This is a genomic window from Achromobacter pestifer (assembly GCF_013267355.1).
Taxonomy (GTDB): Bacteria; Pseudomonadota; Gammaproteobacteria; order Burkholderiales; family Burkholderiaceae_B; genus Achromobacter; species Achromobacter pestifer_A.
Genome location: NZ_CP053985.1, coordinates 972833 through 996010, shown reverse-complemented (window position 1 = coordinate 996010; position 23178 = coordinate 972833). Strand labels below are relative to the sequence as shown.

General features: G+C 66.2%; 19 protein-coding genes. 12 read left to right on the top strand and 7 right to left on the bottom strand.

Features of this window, described 5'->3' with window-relative positions; translation table 11 throughout:
- Positions 1-173 precede the first annotated feature (173 nt).
- Entirely contained in the window at positions 174-974 is an 801-nt protein-coding gene (locus tag FOC84_RS05000) for a ferredoxin--NADP reductase (protein ID WP_173143445.1), read from the bottom strand.
- 49 nt (positions 975-1023) lie between these two features.
- On the bottom strand, positions 1024-1347 hold the full coding sequence (gene fdxA / locus FOC84_RS04995; RefSeq protein ID WP_013392198.1) for a ferredoxin FdxA: 324 nt from the start codon (positions 1345-1347) through the stop codon (positions 1024-1026).
- 156 nt (positions 1348-1503) lie between these two features.
- On the opposite strand from fdxA, the gene pncB reads away from it, so the two are divergent.
- Positions 1504-2679 (top strand): nicotinate phosphoribosyltransferase, encoded by a 1176-nt coding sequence (gene pncB / locus FOC84_RS04990; protein ID WP_173143444.1) that lies wholly within the window; start codon positions 1504-1506, stop codon positions 2677-2679.
- Between the two features lie 72 nt (positions 2680-2751).
- Complete coding sequence (locus FOC84_RS04985) at positions 2752-3102, top strand: RidA family protein (protein WP_173143443.1); 351 nt, start codon at positions 2752-2754, stop codon at positions 3100-3102.
- Between the two features lie 95 nt (positions 3103-3197).
- On the opposite strand, the gene FOC84_RS04980 is transcribed toward FOC84_RS04985, so the two are convergent.
- Positions 3198-3707: an NAD(P)H-dependent oxidoreductase gene (locus FOC84_RS04980; protein ID WP_173143442.1), complete on the bottom strand. Its 510-nt coding sequence runs from the start codon at positions 3705-3707 to the stop codon at positions 3198-3200.
- Positions 3704-4537: a zinc-dependent peptidase gene (locus FOC84_RS04975; RefSeq protein ID WP_173143441.1), complete on the bottom strand. Its 834-nt coding sequence runs from the start codon at positions 4535-4537 to the stop codon at positions 3704-3706. Before FOC84_RS04975 ends, FOC84_RS04980 begins: the two co-directional genes overlap by 4 nt.
- Positions 4538-4642: 105 nt before the next feature.
- Between FOC84_RS04975 and FOC84_RS04970 the strand changes: the two genes are divergently transcribed.
- Positions 4643-6910 carry a RelA/SpoT family protein gene (locus FOC84_RS04970; protein WP_173143440.1) on the top strand — a complete coding sequence of 756 codons (2268 nt, stop codon included), beginning with the start codon at positions 4643-4645 and terminating at the stop codon, positions 6908-6910.
- A gap of 37 nt (positions 6911-6947) precedes the next feature.
- Here FOC84_RS04970 and FOC84_RS04965 read toward each other — a convergent pair whose 3' ends face one another.
- Positions 6948-8261, bottom strand: a complete 1314-nt coding sequence (locus tag FOC84_RS04965) for an MFS transporter (RefSeq protein WP_173143439.1) — start codon at positions 8259-8261, stop codon at positions 6948-6950.
- A 120-nt stretch (positions 8262-8381) separates the two neighbouring features.
- Here FOC84_RS04965 and argE point away from each other — a divergent pair, with 120 nt between their 5' ends.
- From argE to FOC84_RS04930, 7 genes are all read left to right on the top strand, one after another.
- Positions 8382-9533: an acetylornithine deacetylase gene (gene argE, locus FOC84_RS04960; protein ID WP_173143438.1), complete on the top strand. Its 1152-nt coding sequence runs from the start codon at positions 8382-8384 to the stop codon at positions 9531-9533.
- Positions 9534-9664: 131 nt separating this feature from the next.
- Positions 9665-10864: a tryptophan synthase subunit beta gene (gene trpB, locus FOC84_RS04955; RefSeq protein ID WP_173143437.1), complete on the top strand. Its 1200-nt coding sequence runs from the start codon at positions 9665-9667 to the stop codon at positions 10862-10864.
- Between the two features lie 10 nt (positions 10865-10874).
- Positions 10875-11738: a tryptophan synthase subunit alpha gene (trpA, locus tag FOC84_RS04950; protein WP_173143436.1), complete on the top strand. Its 864-nt coding sequence runs from the start codon at positions 10875-10877 to the stop codon at positions 11736-11738.
- Between the two features lie 35 nt (positions 11739-11773).
- Positions 11774-12649: an acetyl-CoA carboxylase, carboxyltransferase subunit beta gene (accD, locus tag FOC84_RS04945; RefSeq protein ID WP_173143435.1), complete on the top strand. Its 876-nt coding sequence runs from the start codon at positions 11774-11776 to the stop codon at positions 12647-12649.
- A gap of 233 nt (positions 12650-12882) precedes the next feature.
- Positions 12883-13431 (top strand): acyloxyacyl hydrolase, encoded by a 549-nt coding sequence (locus FOC84_RS04940; protein WP_173143434.1) that lies wholly within the window; start codon positions 12883-12885, stop codon positions 13429-13431.
- A gap of 291 nt (positions 13432-13722) precedes the next feature.
- Positions 13723-14730, top strand: a complete 1008-nt coding sequence (locus FOC84_RS04935) for a Bug family tripartite tricarboxylate transporter substrate binding protein (RefSeq protein WP_173143433.1) — start codon at positions 13723-13725, stop codon at positions 14728-14730.
- 60 nt (positions 14731-14790) lie between these two features.
- Positions 14791-16338, top strand: a complete 1548-nt coding sequence (locus tag FOC84_RS04930) for a UxaA family hydrolase (RefSeq protein ID WP_173143432.1) — start codon at positions 14791-14793, stop codon at positions 16336-16338.
- A gap of 136 nt (positions 16339-16474) precedes the next feature.
- Here FOC84_RS04930 and FOC84_RS04925 read toward each other — a convergent pair whose 3' ends face one another.
- Positions 16475-17410: a dihydrodipicolinate synthase family protein gene (locus FOC84_RS04925; RefSeq protein WP_173143431.1), complete on the bottom strand. Its 936-nt coding sequence runs from the start codon at positions 17408-17410 to the stop codon at positions 16475-16477.
- A 172-nt stretch (positions 17411-17582) separates the two neighbouring features.
- On the opposite strand from FOC84_RS04925, the gene FOC84_RS04920 reads away from it, so the two are divergent.
- Positions 17583-18479, top strand: coding sequence for a LysR family transcriptional regulator (locus FOC84_RS04920; RefSeq protein ID WP_173143430.1), 897 nt, complete (start codon positions 17583-17585; stop codon positions 18477-18479).
- A 158-nt stretch (positions 18480-18637) separates the two neighbouring features.
- Here FOC84_RS04920 and FOC84_RS04915 read toward each other — a convergent pair whose 3' ends face one another.
- Entirely contained in the window at positions 18638-21694 is a 3057-nt protein-coding gene (locus FOC84_RS04915) for a ribonuclease E/G (RefSeq protein WP_173143429.1), read from the bottom strand.
- A 521-nt stretch (positions 21695-22215) separates the two neighbouring features.
- Between FOC84_RS04915 and FOC84_RS04910 the strand changes: the two genes are divergently transcribed.
- Positions 22216-23178, top strand: a complete 963-nt coding sequence (locus FOC84_RS04910) for an RluA family pseudouridine synthase (RefSeq protein WP_173143428.1) — start codon at positions 22216-22218, stop codon at positions 23176-23178.

The window sequence follows — 23178 nt, the reverse complement described above, 5'->3', positions numbered from 1 at the left end:
ATTGCTCTGGGGACTAACGATATTTCCAAACAGCCTGAAGAAACGCCGACAAAAAAAGCAAATCTGTTGCTAAAAAGCGACCCAACTACCCATTGGGCACCAGTTTAGGGCGCTTTTTACACCCTGGAGCAATATCAAAGGGAGGATTTATGCACTAAGTCGGACGGAGAGAACTACCAGTAGTTTTCTACCGCCAGATTGCCGGGGATGCCACGGCGTCCGGGCTTGAAACCGCGTTCGCCCAGCAGCTTGCGGGCGTCGGCCAGCATGTCTGGATTGCCGCAAAGCATGATCTTGGCCTCTGCGGGATCCAGCGGCTGGCCGGCCAACTGTTCCAGGCGGCCGTCGGCGATCAGGGTGGTCAGGCGTTCCTGCGGCATGCCGGGCAGGGCCTCGCGGGTGGCGATGGGCAGGTACACGAGCTTCTGCGGATCCGCCGCGAAAAACTCGGCCAGGTCGGGCTGATTGCGCCAGGATTCGATTTCGCCGCGGTAGGCGAGCTCCGCGGCGGTGCGCACGCCGTGCACCAGGACGATGCGGCGGTAGGCGCGCCAGACGGCGGGGTCGCGCAGGATCGACAGGTAGGCCGACAGGCCGGTGCCCGAGGCCAGCAGCCAGAGATCGCCGCCCGGCGCGAAGCGTTCCAGGGTCAGGAAGCCGTAGGGAGCCTTTTCCACATACAGGGAATCGCCCGGCTGCAGCCGCGCCATGCGCGGGCTGAACAGGCCTTCGGGGACCACGATGGAGTAGAACTCCAGCCAGGGTTCGTGCGGCGCCGACACCATGGAATAGGCGCGCCACAGTGTGGGTGTGTCGTCGGGGGCGCCGGCCTCCGGCAGACCGACCCGGGCAAACTGGCCGGGCTGGAACGTATACGCGTCGTCGCGCGTCACGCGCACGGAGAACAGCTTGTCGGGCACCCAGGTCTGGACGTGGGTTACGGTCTGGCGCGTGTATTTGGAGTCGTCGGTCATCGGCACATCGCGCGAGGCCGGCCGCCAGGCTGGGGCCGGCGTTCGCGGATTATTTTTCCAGGTATTGCAGCTTGTCCTGCTTGCCGTTCCATTCGTCGGCGTCGGGCAGGGGCTTCTTGGCGCGGCTGATGCTGGCGAACTCGGGCGAGAGTTCGGCGTTCAGGGCGATGAAATTCATTTGGTCCTGCGGCACGTCCTCTTCGGCGTAGATGGCATTGGCCGGGCATTCCGGGATGCAGACGGCGCAGTCGATGCATTCGTCAGGGTCGATCACGAGGAAGTTCGGACCCTCACGAAAACAGTCCACCGGGCACACGTCTACGCAGTCGGTGTACTTGCACTTAATACAGTTTTCGGTGACAACGTGGGTCATTCAGGAACTCCGGGAGCGGCGGCTTTTGTGTCTTGTTGGGCGGATTTTACCCAATGCCGCGCCGATGTGCCGGCAATACCCGTATTGACATAGTGGCCCTTCGCCCTTAACGCGGGGGGCTCTATGCTATGGTGTCGCGAAACGAAACGCGCCATCATGATAATCACTTCGCTGCTCGACACCGATCTGTATAAATTCAGCATGATGCAGGTGGTTCTGCATCAGTTTCCCGCTGCCCAGGTCGAGTACCGTTACAAATGCCGCACGCCCGGGGTCGACCTGCGTCCCTACCTGGATGAAATCCGCGAAGAAGTACGCCTGCTGTGCCAGCTGCGCTTCACCGAGGACGAACTTAAATATCTGGGCGGCTTGCGCTTTATCAAAAGCGACTTCATCGATTTCCTGGAACTGTTCCACCTGCCGGAGCGCTGCATCCACATCGGCGTAGGCGAGGGCCCGGGCGAAATCAGCATCGAGGTCAAGGGGCCCTGGCTGCACACGATCCTGTTCGAGATCCCGGTGCTGGCCATCGTCAACGAGGTCTATTTCCGCAATACGCGCAAGAATCCCGACTGGGAAGAGGGCCGCAAGCGCCTGCAGTCCAAGATGCACCTGGTGCTGGACGATCCGGCGCTGGCCGATTTCCGCGTGGCCGAGTACGGTACCCGCCGCCGCTTCTCCAAGGTCTGGCACGAGGAGATCGTGTCGACCATGAAGGCGCAGATGGGCGAGCACTTCGCCGGCACCAGCAATGTGCTGCTGGCCAGGCAGCACGAGGTCCTGCCCCTGGGCACGATGGGCCACGAGTACCTGCAGGCCTGCCAGGCGCTGGGCCCGCGGCTGCGCGATTCGCAGGTGTACGCGTTGGAAGTGTGGGCCAAGGAGTACCGCGGCGACCTGGGTATCGCGCTGTCGGATGTCTACGGCATGGATGCCTTCCTGCGCGATTTCGACATGTATTTCTGCAAGCTGTTCGACGGCGCGCGGCATGACTCGGGCGATCCCTTCGTCTGGGGCGAGCGCCTGCTCGAGCACTACCGCAAGAACCGCGTGGATCCGCGCGCCAAGACGCTGGTGTTCTCGGATTCGCTGACCTTCCCGCGCGCCATCGAGCTGGCCCGCCAGTTCTCCGGGCGCTGCAAGGTGTCTTTCGGCATTGGCACCAATCTGACCAACGACCTGGGCCACGAACCCTTGCAGATCGTCATGAAGATGGTCCGCTGCAATGGCCAGCCGGTGGCCAAGGTGTCCGACGCCCCGGAAAAGACCATGTGCGACGATCCGGCCTATCTGGCCTATCTGCGCCAGGTATTCCAGCTGCCCCCCGCCTGAGGGCGGCTCGGGGTAAATTGCGGGTTCTTCAGTATCGTTCCACCCAACCCACTCGAATCTAGGGGACTATTCATGAGCAGCATCAAGCGCTTCCACGTGGCCAAGCGCCTGTCCGACATGGCCGTGTACAACGGCGTCGCGTACCTGGCCGGCCAGGTGCCGGACGATTCCACGCTGGACATCACCGGCCAGACCGAACAGGTGCTCGCCACGATCGACCGCCTGCTGGCCGAAGCCGGCAGCGACAAGACCAAGATCCTGATGGCCCAGATCTACGTGGCCAACATGAAGGAATTCGACGGCATGAACAAGGCCTGGGACGCTTGGGTCGCCGACGGCAATTCGCCTCCGCGCGCCACGGTCGAAGCCCGCCTGGCCAATCCGGATTACAAGGTCGAAATCGTCGTGACGGCTGCCGTCTAAGATGCTTGCCGCATCCGGCGCCGTGGGCGCCTGATGCGTGCACGGGGGCGGGCTGGCGCGTGCGCCACCCGTCTCTTCATTCCGCGTTGTGCCGGCTACTGCCCGAGCAACAGCGTCGCGGCCAGCAGGCCGCCCAATTCCTCGCATCTCGCAATATCCGCGCTGGCCACGGTCTTGGGCGCCAGGATCTGCTGCGCCGTCTGCGCACCCATGTTGACGATGAGCGGCGGCGCCAGGGGCTTGAGCCGCCAGCCGGTGCAGATGCGCTCCACCTGCCGCGCCGCACCCGCGCCGTCGCTGCCCGCGCTGATGGCGCAGGCATAGGGCAGCCCTTGTATCCGGTCCAGCACCGCGTAGTAGTTGCGGTCGAAGAATTCCTTCATCTCGCCGCTCAGCGAGGCCAGGTTCTCGGGGGCGCAGAACAGATAGGCCTGACTGGCGAGCAACGCGTCGGCCTGGGTGTCCGCGGCCCGTTGCAGAAGCACGTGCAGGTCGGGCGCCTGCTCCAATTGCGCGGCGGCCGCGCGCGCCCCGCGCGCCGTGGCCTCGGCCATCTGCCGTGCGGCGCCGGTGCGCGAATGCCACACGATCAGCAGCTGTTTCATGCGTAGCGTTCCAGGGGATCCTGCCGGTAGTAGGCCCGCAGCAGCCCATACCATTGCGGCAGCGCTTCGTGCATGGGGTAGGGGTCCACGAAGAAGTGCTCCGAGCTGACCGCGAAGAACTCCGCCTCGTCGGTGGCGGCGTACGGGTCCATGGGCAACTGGCCGTACCAGGCGTCCGCGGCCTCGCTTTCGGGATCGACGTCGTGCGGGATGGCGGCCTCGACCGCGTCCACGGCCGCGATGAAGCGGTCCAGGCTGTCGTCCAGGATGCGGCGCCAGGCCTGGGGCTTGAGTTCGGGGTGCGCGGCCAGCGAGGGCATGCCGTCGGCGTAGCCCGAACGCAGGTCCAGCTTGTGGGCGAATTCGTGGATGACCACATTGAAGCCGCCCTCGGAGAGCTGCGTGTCTTCCCAGGACAGCACCAGCGGCCCGCCTTCCCAGGCTTCGCCGGCCGCGTCTTCCATGTACTCGTGCACCACGCCGTCGTCGTCCTGGCTGGAGCGCGGGATGCGGAAGCTGGCCGGGTACACGATGATCTCGTCCCAGCCTTCGTATAGTTCGGGCGCGAGGTTGAGGATGGGCAGGCTGGCCTGGGCCGCGATGCTCAGGCGCATGAAATCCGAGACCTCCAGCCCCTGCGCGCCATTGATGTTCTTGCTGGCCAGCAGCCAGGCCGAACGCGCCTGCAGCTGGGCCGCTTCTTCGGCGTTCAATGCCGCCAGGAACGGGTGGGCATCCAGCACCTGCTGCCACAATTCCGGCGCGATGCGGGCCTGCATTTCGGCCACCGCAGAGGGGCGGGCGCCCCGGCCCTTCAGCCAGCGCAACATAAGCTTCGGTTCCTTCCATATGCCGTGGCTAGCGGCTTCTTTTAGCGATCACAAACCCTAGTGTAGAGTGTCGGGATATCAAACTACATCCGCCTGCCGTCCGTCATGTCCGCCCCGCCTGTTCCCGACGCGCCTACGCCTTTCGACGCTTCCTGGCGGCAGGAGGTAGGCGCCGGCCTGGATGCCGACGGCATGGCGCTGATCGACCAGGCGGTGGCCTGGGCCGAACCGCGTTTCGAAGGGCAGCAAGCGCTGACCGGCGAACCCCTGGCCGGGCACGGCGCGGGCGTGGTCCGCATCCTGGCGGCCTTGCATACCGATGCCGCCACCCGCGCCGCGGCGCTGCTGGCGGCCCTGCCGACCGACCTGATGGCGCCCGCGCCGTCCCTGCGCAACGATCCGGTCGCGACGGCCTTCGGCGCCGAGATCGCGCGGTTGCTGCAAGGCACGCGCGCGCTGCTGCGGCTGGGCGTGGTGGCGCGGCAGGCGAGCGACGCCGCGGCCGAAAGCGGTTCGCAAAAGGAAATGCAGCGCAAGATGCTGCTGGCCATGGCGGCCGACCTGCGCATCGTGCTGATGCGGCTGGCGTCGCGCTTGCGCACCTTGCGCTGGCATGCCGAAAGCAAGGCGCCGTGCTCCACCGATTTCGCCCGCGAAACGCTGGACCTGTATGCGCCGCTGGCGAACCGCCTGGGGATCTGGCAGATCAAGTGGGAAATGGAAGACCTGGCGTTCCGTTTCCTGGAGCCTGAAAAGTACAAGCAGATCGCCCGCCTGCTGGAAGAAAAGCGGGTGGAGCGCGAGGCCTTCATCGCCGGCGCGATCCAGCGCCTGCAGACCGGATTGGCCAAGGCAGGGGTCGAAGCCGAGGTCAGCGGCCGGCCCAAGCACATCTACAGCATCTGGAACAAGATGCGGGTGAAGCGGCTGGATTTCTCGCAGATGTACGACCTGCGCGCGCTGCGCATCATCGTGGACGACGTGCGCGGCTGCTATACGGCGCTGGGCATGGTGCATGAAATGTGGACGCCGATCTCCGAGGAGTTCGACGACTATATTTCGCGGCCCAAGCCCAACGGCTACCGGTCGCTGCACACGGTGGTTGCCGACGACGACGGCCGTCCGTTCGAAGTGCAGATCCGCACGCGCGACATGCACCAGTTCGCCGAGTACGGCATGGCCGCGCACTGGCGCTACAAGGAAGCGGGCGCCAAGGGCGGCCAGGTGGCGGCCTCCAGCGAATACGACAGGCAACTGGCGTGGATGCGCCAGCTGCTGGCCTGGAACAATGATGTCGAGGGTGGCGGCGAACCTGCCCAGTCCGCGCCCGCCAAGCCGGCATCGGGCAAGCAGCGCGGCCCGGCGACGGCGCCGCCCCATACCGATGAGCGCATCTATGTGCTGACGCCGCAGGCGCGCGTGATCGAATTGCCCGCCGGCGCCACGCCGGTGGACTTCGCCTATCACCTGCATACCGACCTGGGCCACCGCTGCCGCGGCGCGCGCGTCGACGGGCAGATGGTGCCGTTGCAGACCCGTCTGTCCACCGGCCAGACCGTGGAGATCATTTCCGCCAAGTCCGGCGGACCGTCGCGCGACTGGCTCAATCCGCAGCTGGGCTTTCTGGCCAGCCCGCGGGCCCGCGCCAAGGTGCGCATGTGGTTCAACGCCATCGAGCTGCAGCAGCGCATCACCCAGGGCCAGGCCCTGGTCGAAAAGGAATTGCAGCGCCTGGGCAAGACCGCCGTCAATCTGGAGCAGCTGGCGCAGAACCTCGGGTTCGCCCGCGCCGACGACCTGTACGTGGCGGCGGCCAAGGAAGAGTTCAGCCTGCGGCAGATCGATACCCTGTTCCAGCAGCCCGGGCCGGCCGTCGAGCCGCAGCCGGCCGCCTTGCGCCACGCCAGCGCCGGCAGCGCCGAGAAAAGCGGCAAGAGCGGCGTGCTGGTGGTGGGGGTGGGGTCGCTCTTGACGCAGTTGGCGCGCTGCTGCCGTCCGGCGCCGCCGGACCCCATCGCAGGCTTTGTCACGCGCGGGCGCGGCGTGTCCATCCACCGCAGCGACTGCCACAGCTATCTGGCGCTGGCGGCACGCGAGCCCGAGCGCGTCATCGAGGTTGCCTGGGGCGAAACCGCCGACACGTTCTATCCGGTGGACATCAGCGTGCGCGCGCACGACCGTTCCGGCCTGCTGCGGGACCTGTCCGAAGTTTTCGCGCGGTTGCGCCTGAACGTGGTGGGCGTGAACACGCAGAGCAAGCAGTCGCTGGCTCATATGGTGTTCACGGTGGAAGTGCGCGGGGGGGAATCCCTGTCCCGCGCCCTGGACGCCCTGGCTGAAGTGCAGGGCGTGTCGTCGGCGACGCGCCGCTAGAAACCCGGACCGCGTACGGTCCGGGCGGGAGCGGGACTCAGTCGTCCAATTGCTCGTGCGCGCGGTCGCGCATGTAGAACGCGGCGATCAGGCCTAGCGCCACGCCGAACATCACGTAGTAGGCCGGGGCCATCGGCGAACCGGTGGTCTTGATCAGCCAGGTCACGATGAACTGCGCGAAGCCGCCGAAAATCATCACGGCCACGTTATAGGCCAGGGACAGGCCCACCGAACGCACGCGCGCCGGGAACAGTTCCGCCATCACCGTGCTGAACACGCCGAAGAAAGCGGATACGAACAGGCAGACCACGACCTGCACGGTCAGCAGGCGGCCGATGGACGGCGCGTCCGACAGCCAGTAGTACAGCGGGTACAGCACGATCAGGTAGCCGATGAGCGAGCCGATCACGATGGGGCGGCGTCCGACGCGGTCCGACCAGGCGCCCATGAAGGGCGTCAGCAGCACCATCAGCGCCGCGCCCGCCATCTGCACCAGGAAGGTCTGGTTCAGCGGCAGCTTCAGGATCTGCGTGGAGTAGGTCACCAGATACGTGAAGGTGATGTAGATGGACACGGTCGCGGTCACGACCAGGCCCACGCCGATCAGCGTTTCGCGCGTATGCGTCTTCAGCATCTGGCCCAGGCTCAGGCGCTTCACCTCGCCACGCGCGGCCGCCTGGCGCTCATCTTCCTTCATTTGCTTGAAGGCGTCGGTTTCGTCGACGTTGCGGCGGATATAGATGGCGATGGGAACAATGACCAGGCCGAAGGCGAACGGCAGGCGCCATGCCCAATCGGCGATTTCCTGGGGCGTGAAGAACTCGGTGATGAGCGTGCCGCAGGCGGCGCCGATCAGCAGGGCCAGCATCTGGCCGGCCATCTGCCAGGAGCCGTAGAAGCCGCGCTTGCCGTTGGGCGCCATTTCGATCAGCAGCGCGGTCGAGGTGCCGAATTCGCCGCCGGCGGAGAAACCCTGCAGGAGGCGCGCGATCAGGATGAAGATCGGCGCCAGGATGCCGGCCGCGTGATAGGTGGGGGCGACGGTGATCAGCGCGATCGACACGGCCATCAGCGAGGTCACCATGACCATGGCCGCTTTGCGGCCCTTCTTGTCGCCGTACAGGCCGAGGATGATGCCGCCCACCGGACGCATGAAGAAGCCGACGCCGAAGATCGCCGTGGTCATCAGGATGGCGTTCAGCTCGCTGCCGGGAACGCTGGGGTCGGTGGGAAAGAACAGCTTCGCGATGATCGGCGTCATGAACGCGAACACCAGGAAGTCATACCATTCGAGGGCATTGCCTATGACTGCCGCCACGATGTTGCGTGTGGGAACTGCTTTGTGCTGCACGGTTTCTCCTTGGGGTTTGCCTAACCGGGCGACATTCTAGGCGCTTGCGCGGCGGGTCTCGTTCGAGACGCGGATGCGCGCTGGCCTTACACTCCTGTTTTTCCCCAAGAGAGTAGTGACATGAACGCGCGCACCTGGCTGGAAACGCTGGTTGGCTTTGACACCACCAGCCGCAATTCCAATCTTGCCCTGATCGAAACCGTCCGGGATTGGCTCAAGGGCCAGGGCGTCGACGCATGGCTGGCGCACAATCCGGAGCGCACCAAGGCCAACCTGTTCGCGACCTTGCCCGCCCAGGACGGCGGCATGCAAGGCGGCATCGTGCTGTCGGGCCACACCGACGTGGTGCCCGTGGACGGCCAGGACTGGAGCACGGATCCGTTCAAACTCGTCGAAAAGGACGGGCTGCTCTATGGGCGCGGCAGCTGCGACATGAAGGGCTTCATCGCCAGTTCGCTGGCGCTGGTGCCGGAATTCCTGGCCATGCCGCGCAAGAAGCCGATGCATCTGGCGTTTTCCTACGACGAGGAAGTCGGCTGCGCCGGCGCGCCCTACATGCTGGCCGATCTGCACGAGCGCGGCATCCGCCCCGAAGGCTGTGTGGTGGGCGAACCCACCGGCATGCAGGTGGTGGTGGCGCACAAGGGCATCAACCTGTTCCGCTGCAAGGTGCACGGCAAGGCGGCGCACTCGTCCTTGACTCCGCGCGGCTGCAACGCCATCGAATACGCCGCCCGCCTGATCTGCCGCATCCGCGACCTGGCCGACAGCTTCAAGGCCAACGGTCCGTACGACCAGTTCTACGACGTGCCGTTCTCCACGATGACCACCAACCAGATCCGGGGCGGCATCGCGGTCAACACCATCCCCGAACTGTGCGAATTCACCTACGAATTCCGCAACCTGCCCGGCATGCAGCCCGACGAGATCCAGGCAGAAGTCGAAAAATACGTGCGTGAAGAGCTCCTGCCGCGCATGAAGGCCGAGTTCGACGGCGCCAGCATCGAAATCGAGACCGGCGCCGCGGCTCCCGCCCTGGAGGCTTCCGAGGAGGCCGCCATCACTCAGCTGGTGCGCGCGCTGACCGAAGACCGTGCGACCCGCAAGGTCGCCTATGGCACCGAGGCCGGCCTGTTCCAAGGCATGGGCATCCCTACGGTCGTCTGCGGCCCCGGCCATATCGAACAGGCCCACAAGCCCGACGAGTATGTCGCGCTGGACCAGCTGGCCGCTTGCGACACCTTCCTGCGCCGCCTGGGGCAGTCGCTCTGACGGCACGCTGACGGTTCCCCGGGGTGGTCGCGGCGTTGCGCCCGGCCGTTGCCGGCGTCAGGTAAAATGACGGGTTGCAAACCGGATTTGCGGCAGGCAGTGGCCGCCGCGATACCCGGGGGAGATGCTTGGTGAAACCTTACGACTTTCCGGATGCCCAGGGCCATTTCGGCCCTTATGGCGGTGTTTTCGTGGCGGAAACGCTGATGCACGCGCTCGACGAGCTGCGCGCGGCCTATGACCATTACCGTGTCGACCCCGCCTTCCTGGAAGAGTTCAACTACGAACTCAAGCATTTCGTGGGCCGTCCCAGCCCGGTCTACCATGCCCGCCGCTGGTCGGAAATGGTGGGCGGCGCCCAGATCTGGTTCAAGCGCGAAGACCTGAATCACACGGGCGCCCACAAGGTCAACAACTGCATCGGCCAGGCATTGCTGGCCAAGCGCATGGGCAAGCCGCGAGTCATCGCCGAAACGGGCGCGGGCCAGCACGGCGTGGCCACCGCCACGGTGGCGGCCCGCTACGGCATGGAATGCGTGGTCTACATGGGCAGCGAGGACGTCCGCCGCCAGGCCTCGAACGTCTACCGCATGAAGCTGCTGGGCGCGACGGTGGTGCCGGTCACGTCCGGTTCGCGCACCCTGAAGGACGCGCTGAACGAAGCCATGCGCGACTGGGTCACCAATATCGAGAACACCTTCTACATCATCGGCACGGTGGCGGGTCCCGACCCCTATCCCCGCATGGTGCGAGATTTCCAGACCGTCATCGGCAACGAATGCCTGACGCAAATGCCTGAAGCCACCGGCCGCCAGCCCGACTACGTCGTTGCGGCGGTGGGCGGCGGCTCCAATGCCATGGGCATCTTCCATCCCTATATCCCCTACGAAAACGTGCGCCTGATCGGTGTCGAGGCGGCGGGCGAGGGCATGGACAGCGGCCGCCACGCGGCTTCCCTGGCCGCGGGCCAGGTGGGCGTGCTGCACGGCAACCGCACCTATGTCATGCAGGACGCCGACGGCCAGGTCCAGGAAACGCATTCGGTCTCCGCCGGCCTGGACTATCCCGGCGTGGGCCCGGAACACGCCTGGCTGAAGGACTCCGGCCGAGCCGAGTACGTCGGCATTACCGACGCGGAAGCCCTCAAGGCCTTCCACGATTGCTGCCGCATCGAAGGCATCATGCCCGCGCTGGAGTCGTCGCACGCCATCGCGCAAGCCGTGAAGATGGCCGCCACGCTGCCGCGGGACGCCGTCATCCTGGTCAATTTGTCTGGCCGTGGCGACAAAGACATGCATACCGTGGCCGAATATGCCGGCATCGAGCTCTGAGGCCCTGTCCATGACCACTCGCACCGACCGCATCGCCGCCGCGTTTGCGCGCACCGCCGAATCCGGCCGCGCCGCGGCGCTGATTCCCTACATTGCCGCGGGCGATCCTTCGCCTGCCGCCACCGTCCCCCTGATGCACGCGCTGGTCGAGGCCGGCGCCGATGTCATCGAGCTGGGCGTGCCGTTCTCCGATCCCATGGCCGATGGCCCGGTGATTCAGCGCGCCGCCGACCGCGCCATCGCGCAGGGCGTGGGCCTGGCCCGCGTGCTGGAGCTGGTGGCCGAGTTCCGCCAGCGCGACGCCGCCACCCCGGTGGTGCTGATGGGCTACGCCAACCCGATCGAACGCATGGGCCAGGCCGAGTTCGCGCGCCGCGCCGAGCAGGCCGGCGTGGACGGCGTGCTGGTGGTGGACTATCCGCCCGAAGAAGTGGTCGAGTTCGCCGCCACGCTGGGTGAACACGGCATTGCTCCGATCTTCCTCTTGGCGCCCACGTCCACGGAAGCGCGCATCAAGGCGGTCGCCGCAGTCGCCCGGGGCTACGTGTACTACGTGTCGCTCAAGGGCGTCACGGGTTCGGGCTCGCTCAACACCGACGACGTGGCCGAGCGCCTGGCCGTGATCCGGCGCCATGTGCGCGATATTCCGGTGGGCGTGGGCTTCGGCATCCGCGACGCCGAAAGCGCCCAGCGCGTGGCGCGCGCGGCGGATGCCGTCGTGATCGGCAGCAAACTGATAGAAACCATGGAGCAGGCGGCGGCGAATGCCCCCGCGGCCCAGAAAACCGACGCCGCAGTCACCGCCGCCAGCGGCTGGCTGCGCACCATCCGGCAAGCGCTGGATCAAGTAAAACGAGAAGACGCGTCGGCCTGAGCGGCGGGCGCGACCTCATACGGGATGAAAAATCAATGAGCTGGATCGAAAAACTCCTGCCTCCTCGCATCAATAAAAACAGCGAAAGCGGCCCCCGCCGCGTTCCCGAGGGCCTGTGGGTGAAATGCCCGTCGTGCGAATCGGTGCTGTACAGCGAAGACCTGGCGGCCAATCTGCACGTGTGCCCCAAGTGCGATCACCACATGCGTATCGGGGCCCGCGCCCGCATCGATTCGCTGCTCGACGTGGAAGGCCGGGTCGAAATCGGCCAGACCACGCGCTCGGTCGACACGCTGAAGTTCAAGGACACGCGCAAGTATCCCGAGCGCCTGCAGGAAGCGGTCAAGCAAACCGGCGAGACCGACGCCTTGGTGGTCATGAGCGGCTCGATCCGCGGCGTGTCCGCGACCCTGGCCTGCTTCGAGTTCGAATTCATGGGCGGTTCCATGGGTTCGGTGGTGGGCGAGCGCTTCGCGCGCGGCGCCCAGGCTGCGCTGGACAACAAGACGCCCTTCATCTGCGTCGCTGCCTCGGGCGGCGCGCGCATGCAGGAAAGCCTGCTGTCGCTGATGCAGATGGCCAAGACCAACGCCATGCTGACCCGCCTGTCGGCGGCCGGCCTGCCGTTCATCAGCGTGCTGACCGACCCCACCATGGGCGGCGTGTCGGCCAGCTTCGCCTTCATGGGCGACGTGGTCATCGCCGAGCCCAAGGCGCTGATCGGCTTTGCCGGTCCGCGCGTGATCGAACAGACCGTGCGTGAAAAGCTGCCGGAAGGCTTCCAGCGCGCCGAGTTCCTGCTGCAGAAGGGCGCCATCGACATGGTCGTGGACCGCCGTCAGCTGCGCGAGGAAATCGCCCGTTTGCTGGCTTTGCTGACCAATCAGCCGGCGGACGTGGTCACGGCTTGAGTTTGCTCCGGTCTGCGCCAGTGGGGCGGGCCGGGCGAGTATTGCCAAGATGCCGCTGCAAGCTTCGGGCTTTCGGCGGCATTGTCATATGTGGCCCAGCGGCCGCACATGGCGATTGTTTTGCGGAACAGTGTTTTCCATCCGCGATGTTGCCTGCGTGCGACAAAGCCTGAGCCTTCCGGCCCGGATTTTGCTATGTTGCGTACTAGGATTGAAATCTACGGAGTTTTCCAATGCAGTTGACCAAAAAGAAGATGCTCACCGGCCTTGTGGGGCTTGCCCTGGCTGCAACCGCGTCGCTGGCAAGCGCCCAATCGTCCACGGGTACTCAGGGCGGCGTCAGCGTCCATTACGGCATTGGAGACCACTATCAGCGCCTGACGATCAACTACGAAACGGCTTCGGTCTGGACCTACCAGTTCGGCGGCAACTGGGGCCGCCTGGACCTGACGCCCGAACTCGGCGCGTCGTACTGGAAGGCGAATGGCTCGCGCTCCCCGGGCCATGTCTGGCAGCTCAACGCCATCCCGATGTTCCGCTGGTGGACCGGCGAACGCTTCTACATTGAAGCGGGTATCGGCGCCACGCTCTTCTCCAGCACGCGTTTCGCCGACGAGAACATCAGCACGGCCTTCCAGTTCGGCGACCACATCGGCATGGGTTTTCTCGTGACGCCGAACAATCGCATCGGCCTGCGTTATTCCCATTTCTCGAATGCCAGCATCAAGCGCCCGAACCCGGGCCTGGACGTGGTGCAGCTGACCTATACCTACCAGTTCTGATTCCGCCTGCATGCGTGCGTGGCGCGGCCCCAAGGGCGCGCCACACAGACAGATCCACCCTCAGGGGTGGATTTTTTTTGGGCGGCCACGCTGTGTTGCGGCGGGCTCAATCCAACACCTCAAAAATATTATGTTCTGACGCTGCGTACACATACTTGTTGGTAGGGAGTGCAATCGCCAGAATGCTCTGGCACTGCACAACACACAACGAGCCGCCGCGCGGCTTCGATTCCCGGCACGCATGACCGAGCCCGGGGAGAGGGCGCGACGATGGCATACGGAGACCAACGCATGAACACCCCCTGTACGCCCGCGCGTCCCCTGACGCGCATGACCGCCGCCCTGGGCCTGGCCCTCGCATTTTCCTGCGGCTCCTCCGCCGTCATGGCCCAGGAGTTTCCGAACAAGCCGCTGCGCATGGTCGTGGGCTTTGCTCCCGGGGGCGGCGCGGATATCGTGGCGCGCCTGGTCGGCGCCAAGATGGCCGAAAGCCTGGGGCAGCAGGTGGTGGTCGAAAACCGGGCTGGCGCCACTGGCACCATCGCTGCCGACAACGTCGCCCGTTCGCCTGCCGACGGCTACTCGCTGTTCCTGGGATCGCAGTCCACCATGGTGGTGGCGCCTTCGCTGTTCCCGTCCTTGCCCTTCAAGCCGGAGAAGGACTTCGCGCCGGTATCGCAGGTGGTGACCATGCCGCTGATCCTGGTGGTCAATCCGGCCCTGGTGAACGCCAAGACCGTGCAGGAACTGACCGAACAGATCCGCAAGGCCGGCGACGGCGCGATGAGCTACGCCTCGTCAGGCCAGGGCGGCCCGCAGCACATAGCCGGCGAGCTGTATGCGCACATGGTGGGCACCAAGGTGACCCATGTGCCGTACAAGGGCGAATCGGCGGCCATGGCCGACGTGCTGGGCGGGCATGTGCCGTACATGTTCGCCAATCTTCCCGTGGCCTTGCCGCACATCACATCAGGCAAGGTCCGGCCGCTGGCCATCACCAGCCTGAAGCGCGACCCCAAGGCTCCGCAGATTCCAACCCTGGCCGAGTCCGGCTTCAAGGACTTCGAAGTGTCGACCTGGTATGGCGTGTTTGCGCCGGCCAATACGCCCAAGCCCGTGATCGGCAAGCTCTCCGATTCCATCCGCGCCGCCCTCCAGCAGAGCGACATGCAGGCCAAGCTCAGCGAGCAGGGCTTCACGGTGGTGGGCAGCGACGCCGATACCTTCGCGCGTTTCGTGGGCACGGAGTTGCCGCGCTGGTCCGTGCTGATCCGCGACATAGGCATCAAACCCGAATAAGCGGCCCGCCCGCGGGCGCGTCCACGGCCGGACGCGTCTCTATCCCTACGAGACCCAGACATGATCGATTTCACTGAAAAACGCGCGGCCGGACCCGTCATCCGGCTGCATTCCGCGGACAACGTCGTGGTGGCGCGCGTGCCTATCGGCATAGGCATGGCCGTGCCCTCGGAGGGCATCGTCAGCCGCAGCCAGATTCCGGCAGGCCACAAGATCGCGGCGCGCGATCTGCGCGCCGGCGAGCCCATCCTCAAGTACAACGTCTGCATCGGCTTTGCGGCGAGCGACATTCCGGCTGGCACCTATGTCCACTCGCACAACATGGACTTCCAGGAGTTCGACCGCGACTACGCGCACGCCCGCGACTACGTGGCGACGCCGGTCCTGCCCGAGTCCGAGCAGGCGCGCTTTCTCGGCATCGTGCGCGCCAACGGGCAGGTCGCCACGCGTAACTACATAGGTGTGATGGCGACGGTCAATTGCTCGGCGACGGTGGTGCACCGCATTGCCGAAGCCTTCACGCCGCAGCTGATGGCCGCCTATCCCAATGTGGATGGCGTGGTGGCGCTGAGCCATGGCATGGGCTGTGGCATGGAGATGTCCGGCGAACCCATGGACCTGTTGCGCCGGACGATGGGCGGCTACGCCTGTCACGCCAACTTCGCCGCCGTGCTGATCGTCGGGCTGGGCTGCGAGCGCAACCAGCTGGACGCCTTGCTCAAGGACCAGGGCCTGGAAGCGGGCGCGCGGCTGAAAACGTTCATCATGCAGGAGACCGGCGGCACGCGTAAGACCATCGAGGCGGGCGTCGCCGCGGTGCAGGCTCTGCTGCCCCAGGCCAATCAGGTCGAGCGCGTGCCGGTGCCGGCGAGTCGCCTGACGGTCGGGCTGCAATGCGGCGGCTCCGACGGCTTTTCCTCCATCACGGCCAATCCGGCGTTGGGGGCGGCCATGGATATCCTGGTGCGCCACGGCGGCACCGCCATCCTGTCCGAAACGCCGGAGATCTACGGCGTGGAGCACACGCTGACGTCGCGCGCCCGCAACCGCGAGGTCGGCGAGAAGCTGGTGCAGCGCATCCGTTGGTGGAAGGAAGAGTATTCGCCGGGGCGCGACGTGCAGATCAACGGCAAGGTCAGTCCGGGCAACCAGATGGGTGGGCTGGCCAACATCTTCGAGAAGTCGCTGGGCTCCTCGATGAAGGGCGGCACCACCGCGCTGATGGAGGTCTACCGCTACGCGGAGCCGGTGCGCCAGCCGGGCATGGTGTTCATGGATACGCCCGGCTTCGATCCGGTGTCCGCGACCGGACAGATCGCCGGCGGGGCCAACATGATCTGTTTCACCACCGGGCGCGGTTCGATGTTCGGCGCCAAGCCCGTGCCTTCGATCAAGCTGGCGACCAATACGCCGATGTATGAAAGGTTGACCGAAGACATGGACGTCAATTGCGGCGACATCCTGGACGGCACCGCGACGTTGCAGGAAGTGGCGCAGCGCATCTTCGAGGAAATCCTGCTGGTGGCTTCCGGCACCCGCAGCAAGAGTGAGCTCCTGGGGCTGGGCGATCACGAGTTTGTGCCCTGGAACATCGGCGTGGTGAGCTGAGGCACGCAGTCGCATCAGCAAGAAAATGCCCCGGCGCACGGTCCTGGATGGCCGTGCGCCGGGGCGTTTTCTTGCCGCGGATGTGCCGCTGCGTTGTGCGATCCCGCGGGCGGTGGCGCGCTCGCGGGACTTGTGATCAGTTGTCCGCCAGCGCTTGCGCGCCCGGCATGTCGAAGCCGTTGTCGTCCAGGGCGGCCTGCAAGGCGGTGCGCTGTTCGGCGTTCAGTTCCACCAGGGGCGGGCGCACCGTCGCCCAGGCGGAGTCGCCGGACTTCCAGGCGATGGCGGCCTTCATCGCGGGGATCATGGGGAATTTGCCGAACACGTTGCGGGTCGCGTTCAGTCCGGCCTGACGGGCGTCGGCGTCGGCTTCCTGCCAGCGCTGTTGCAGCGCGACGATGGGGCCCGGGTTGACGTTGCCGGTGGCGGTAATGCAGCCCACGCCGCCCGCGCGCAGCGTCTGCAGCAGGAAAGCCTCGCTGCCCGCATAGACCCGGAAGCCGCGCGGCGCAAAACGTTCGATCATGGCCGCCGTGTTGTTCCAGTCCCCGCCGCTGTCCTTCACGCCCGCGACCTGGCCGGGGTAGCGGTCCAGCAGGCGGTCGATCAGGTCCAGGCTCAGCGGCACTTGGCTCACGGGCGGGATGTGATACAGGTACATGCGCAGCCGGTCGTCGCCCACGCCCTCGATCAGTTCCGCGTAGTAGCGGAACAGGCCCTCGTCGCTCACGCCCTTGTAATAGAAGGGCGGCAGGACCAGCACGCCCATGCTGCCGCTGCGCACGGCGTGGCGGGTCAGCTCGATCGCATCGGGCAGGGCGCAGGCGCCCGTGCCGGGCATCAGCGCGGACGGCTCCACGCCGGCCTCCAGCAACGCGTCCAGCAGGCCGCGCTTCTCCGACAGGGAGAGCGAGTTGGCTTCCGAATTGGTGCCGAAAATGGCCAGGCCGACGGATTGTTCGCGCAGCCAGCGGCAGTGCTTCACATAGCGCCCCAGGGCCGGGCGATAGGCTGCGTCGAAAGGCGTGAGGACCGGAGAAAAAACGCCGGGAATGCTGGCTTGGGTGCTCATTGTCTCTACTCGTTTTCTGGTGAATGAAAAAGGTGCGCCGGAATGCGCGGCGGCAACGTCTGATTCTGGCACCGAAGCGGCCGATGAACATCTGCTGTTTAATTGCTTCAATCCATAAAATTGTTGTGGTTTGCCCTGGCGCAAACCGTGCATGCAGAAAAAGGGGGACGCCTTGGATACGCGATATGTGCAGAGCTTTGTGTCGGTGGTCGAATGCGGATCGCTGGCGGAAGCGGCGCGCCGGCTGGATCTGACTCCCGCCGCCATCGCGGCGCGGGTGCGCACCCTGGAGGAGGAGCTGGGCGCCATCCTCATCAAGCGCGTCGGCCGCAGCGTCAAGGCCACGGAGGCGGGCCTGAAGGTGTTGGAGCGGGCCCGCAGCGTGCTGCGCGAAGTGCGGGACCTGCGCGCCAGCGCCAGCGACGACGCGCCGCTGGGCGAATTGCGCCTGGGCGTGTCGGTATCGGCGCTGACGGGCATCATGCCCACCGTGCTGGCGCGCCTGTACCGGCGCCTGCCCAAGCTGGCCGTCTTCGTCGAGCCGGGCACGTCCAACCACCTGTATCACCGGGTGATCAACGGCGACCTGGACGCGGCCTTCATCGTCAAACCTCAGTTCAACCTGTCCAAGGGCTACGCCTGGAAATTGGTGGCCGAAGAGCCGCTGGTGGTGCTGGCGCCGCCCGATACCGCGAGCAATGACGCCCACGAGCTGATGAGCACGCAGCCTTTCATACGCTATGACCGCAACGTCTGGGGAGGCCGGCTGGCGGATCAGTATCTGCGGCAGCACGGCATCGTGCCGCGCGAACGTCTGGAGGTCGACGGCCTGATGGGCATCGCCTGCATGGTGTCGGAAGGGTTGGGCGTGTCGCTGGTGCCCGATTGGGCGCCGGATTGGCTGGACAGCCGGCGCGTCAAGCGAGTGCCGCTGCCGGGACGCGCGCCGCTGCGCTGCATGGGGATTATCTGGGCCCGGCACATGCCGCATTCGGCGCTGGCGGAAGCGTTTGTCGAAGAGGCCGGCCTGGCCTTGAACCTGCCCGCTGGGCCGATAGAGGACGAGTGAACGGCCGGAGCGCGGCCGCTGCGGATCGCGCCGGGCGTCGCTGCGCCGGGCGCCACCGCGCTGCGAACCCGCCATGAAAAACACCCCGGAAGCTGGATCGGTATCCAGCTTCCGGGGTGCGGTGTGCTGCCAGTCGCAAGCCCTTGCGGGCCTGCGGCTTAGTGGCGCGTTTCGACCTGAACCAGCGGTTCGTTGGACACCGACGCGACCGGCTTGCGCTCGCGGCCCAGGCGGACCGGCGTGTGCGCCGCGGCGATGCGCAGCTGGGTCTGGGCGTGGCGGTCCGGATCGGTTTCCACCCACTGCAGGCCAGCGGCATTCACCACATCGTGCAGGGCCTGGGCCTTGGCCGACGGGGCGGCAGCCGGCACCACGATGGGTTGGCTGGCTGCGGGCGCCGGGGCGGCCGCCACCTGCGCGGCGGGCGCAACCGGGGCGACAGGCGCGGGAGCGGGAGCAACCACGGGCTCGACGGCGGCGGCTTCCACCGGCGCCGGCTCGGACGCAGCGGGGGCGGAAACCTCGCTCGCGGCCTGCACGGAGACCGGCTGGGTCACTTCCGCGGCAGCCGTTTGCACGGACTGGGCCACGGGTTCGACGGCTTGCGGGGCTTCGGCTTGGACGGGTTCAGCCTGCTGGGCCTCGACCGGGGCGGCGGCGACCTTGGCGGGTTCAACCGGCGCGGCTTCGGCCTGCTGGCCTTGCGCCGGTGCGGCGTCGGCAGCGGCTTCGACCTGCTGGGCCTGGGCCACGGGTTCCACGGCTTGTGCGGCGGTCACGGCGGGCTGGACAGCGGTTTCTTCCGGTTGCTCGACGCCGTCATCGTCGGCGCCATCGTCCAGTTGCTCGTCGCTACCAGCCAGACCGGCTTCGTCCGGGCTGCGGCGGCCACGGCGGCTGCGGCGGCGGCGACGCTTGCGTTCCGGGTCGGCCGCGCCTTCGGCGCCTTCCATGGCAGGCACGCCATCGGCGGTCTGTTCGACAGCCTCGGCGGTCTCGGCCACTTCCAGAACGGCCTCAGGGGCGGATTTGGTCTCGGGCAGGGCGGTGGCGACAGTCTGAGCCAGCGCGGCGACCATGCTTTCCTGTTCGCTCATCGGAGCGTCGGACTGGCCTTCCTCGCGACGATTGCGGCCACGGCCGCGGCGGCGGTTGCGGCCGGCGCCGGTGTCCTCGCCGCCGGCTTCCACGGCTTGCTCGGGGCGGTTGGACGCCAAGGCCGCTTGCGTGGCCTGGGTGTCGCGTTCGCCGCGGGCGTCGCTGCGATTGTGGCGTTCGCCGCGTTCCTGGCGCTCGCCCTCGGGGCGGCGATTGCCGCGCACGTGGTGGCGGCCGCCTTCGCTGGCCTCGGCGCCTTCGCCGCGGCGGTTGCGGTTGCGGTCCGAACCATGGCGTTCGCCACGGCGTTCCTGGCCGTCATGGCCGCTGCGGCCCTTGCCGCGGCCGGAGCTGGCGCGCTTGGCGCTGTCTTCCTGGGCGGCGGCGGGCTTGGCCGCTTCAGAACCACCGCCGGTCAGCCAGCCGACCAGGCGCTTGAACAGGCCACCCAGGCCGCCGGCGGCTGCCGGGGCGGGAGCCGGCGCGGCGGGCGCCGGCGTGGACACCGGAGCGGGCTGCGACGGCGTGATGCCCTTGACCAGGGCTTCCGGACGCGACTTGATCTCGTGCTCGCGCGGCTGCCAAGGGGCGTCCGTGGCCGGGGCTTCGACCAGTTCGAAACTGGTCTTCAGCTCTTCCAGGCGCGGATCGTCGTGGCGCAGGCGCTCGATGTGGTGGTGCGGCGTTTCCAGATGCTTGTTGGGGATCAGCATCAGGTTGACCTTGAGGCGGGCTTCCATCTTGGTGATGTCGGCGCGCTTTTCGTTCAGCAGGTAGGTGGCAACGTCGACGGGCACTTGGGCGTGCACGGCGGCGGTGTTTTCCTTCATGGCCTCTTCCTGCAGCAGGCGCAGCACGTGCAGGGCGCTGGACTCGGCGTCGCGGATCACACCGGTGCCGTTGCAGCGCGGGCAGGTGATGTGCGAGCCTTCGTTCAGGGCCGGGCGCAGGCGCTGGCGCGACAGTTCCATCAGGCCGAAGCGCGAAATCTTGCCCATCTGGACGCGGGCGCGGTCGAAATGGAGGGCGTCACGCAGGCGCTGTTCAACGGCGCGCTGGTTCTTGCTGTCCTCCATGTCGATGAAGTCGATGACGATCAGGCCGCCCAGGTCGCGCAGGCGCAACTGGCGGGCCACTTCGTCGGCCGCTTCCGAGTTGGTGCGCAGCGCGGTTTCCTCGATGTCGGCGCCGCGCGTGGAGCGGGCCGAGTTGACGTCCACGGAAACCAGGGCTTCGGTGTGGTCGATGACGATGGCGCCGCCCGAGGGCAGCGTGACCGTGCGCGAGTACGCCGTTTCGATCTGGTGTTCGATCTGGAAACGGGAGAAGAGGGGGATATCGTCGCGGTAGCGTTTGACGCGCTGGACGTTGTCCGGCATCACCACGCTCATGAAGGCCGTGGCCTGGTCGGCGATCTCGTCGGTATCGATGAGGATCTCACCGATTTCCGGGGAGAAGTAATCGCGGATGGCCCGGATGACCAGGCTGGATTCCAGGTAGATCAGGATGGGCGCGGAGTTGTCGCGCGCGGCGCCGTCGATGGCCGTCCAGAGCTGCAACAGGTAGGACAAGTCCCACTGGAGTTCTTCGACGTTGCGGCCGATGCCGGCGGTGCGGGCGATGATGCTCATGCCCTGGGGCAGATCGAGCTGCTCCATGGTGTCGCGCAGTTCCTGGCGATCCTCGCCCTCGACACGGCGCGAAACGCCGCCGCCGCGGGGGTTGTTGGGCATCAGGACCAGGTAGCGGCCGGCCAGCGAGATGAACGTGGTCAGGGCCGCGCCCTTGTTGCCGCGCTCTTCCTTTTCGACCTGGACGATCAGTTCCTGGCCTTCGCGCAGGGCGTCCTGGATGCGGGCGCTACGGACGTCCACGCCTTCCTTGAAGAAGCTGCGGGCAACTTCCTTGAAGGGCAGGAACCCGTGGCGGTCTTCGCCGTAGTTGACGAAGCAGGCTTCGAGGCCGGGTTCGATCCGGGTGATGACACCTTTGTAGATGTTGCCTTTGCGTTGTTCGCGGCCGGCAGTCTCGATGTCGAGGTCGATGAGTTTTTGCCCATCGACGATAGCGACGCGTAATTCTTCCTGATGCGTCGCATTGAACAGCATGCGCTTCATGAGAGGGGTTCTCCGTTGTCATGACGCGCCGATATCGGCGCGTGACCTCGGGTCACTCGGGCTGCGGCTGAAGCGGGCAAGAAATGCGGACCGTACCTGGGCGGCGCCCAGGCGTATCCGCCGCGGGTCAGGCGGGCACGTCGAGCCGTGGGGCTCGGGGTTCTGTCAGCAGGAGGGTCAGCTTCACTGAATGTGGTTTGACGGAAAAGTGCTGTGAACGGCAGTTGCGGTCGGATTGGTTGCCCACACGCAGCTGGTGCTTTAAATATGCGACGATTCTTGCGGTGCTTCAGAGCCGCTTGCGGCATGCAACGGACCTGCTGGGACAGCGGGCAAAATGAATGCCACACCACTATCCGGCAGGGCGCGGTTGCGCCGGCGACCAAATGACCCCAGGGGTTGAATGAGCAGGCAGTACAATGGCGGCCCGCGCGCTCGACGGAGTTGCGTACGTTGCATCTCTACGTCAGGCGGCTAGTTCAGCCCCTTTAGGCTGTCCCGATTATATGTCGCTTTCCGCAATGCGCAAAGAAACTTCCTCCTCCATTCCCCTCTCTAAAGCTGCCCCCGCCGTCCGCATGGTGGAGGTCGATGCCGAACAGGCCGGCCAACGCCTGGACAACTTCCTGGCGAGGCTGTGCAAGGGCGTCCCCAAAACACACATCTACAAGGCCATCCGTGGCGGCGAGGTGCGGATAAACAAGGGACGCACTTCGGCCGACTACCGGGTCGCGGAAGGCGATGTCGTCCGCATTCCGCCATTGCGGCTGCCGGACCCAGGCAAGCCGCGTCCGGTTCCGGGCGCCGAATTCCCAGTGGTGTTCGAGGACGAAGCCCTGCTGGTGGTGGACAAGCCCGCCGGCGTGGCGGTCCATGGCGGCAGCGGCGTGTCCTTCGGCGTGATCGAGCAATTGCGGGCTGCCCGGCCCGGCGCCAAGTTCCTGGAACTGGTCCATCGCCTGGACCGGGAAACCTCGGGCCTCTTGATGGTGGCCAAGAAGCGCAGCGCTCTGCTGGCGCTGCACGCCATGCTGCGTGAAGGAAAAGGGGACAAGCACTACCTGGCCCTGGTCGAGGGCGATTGGGTCAATGATCGCCAGCACATCAAACTGGGCCTGTCCAAATGGACCACCCAGTCCGGCGAGCGCCGGGTCAAGGTGGATCCCGACGGTCAGACGGCGCACACCATCGTCACGCTCAAGCAGCGGTTTGGTGGCTATAGTCTGGTCGACGCCGAGTTGCGTACCGGGCGTACCCACCAGATCCGGGTGCACCTGGCGGCCAGCGGCTTTCCCATCGTGGGCGACGACAAGTATGGCCACGACGAGGTGCGCGCGCAGTTCTCGCGCATGGGCTTTGGCAGGATGTTCCTGCACGCCCACCAATTGACCCTGGCTCACCCGGTGACGGGCGAGCTCTTGACGCTTACCGCCGAGCTGCCCCCCGCCTGCCGGCAAATACTGAAAAAATTGGAGTTGGTCTGA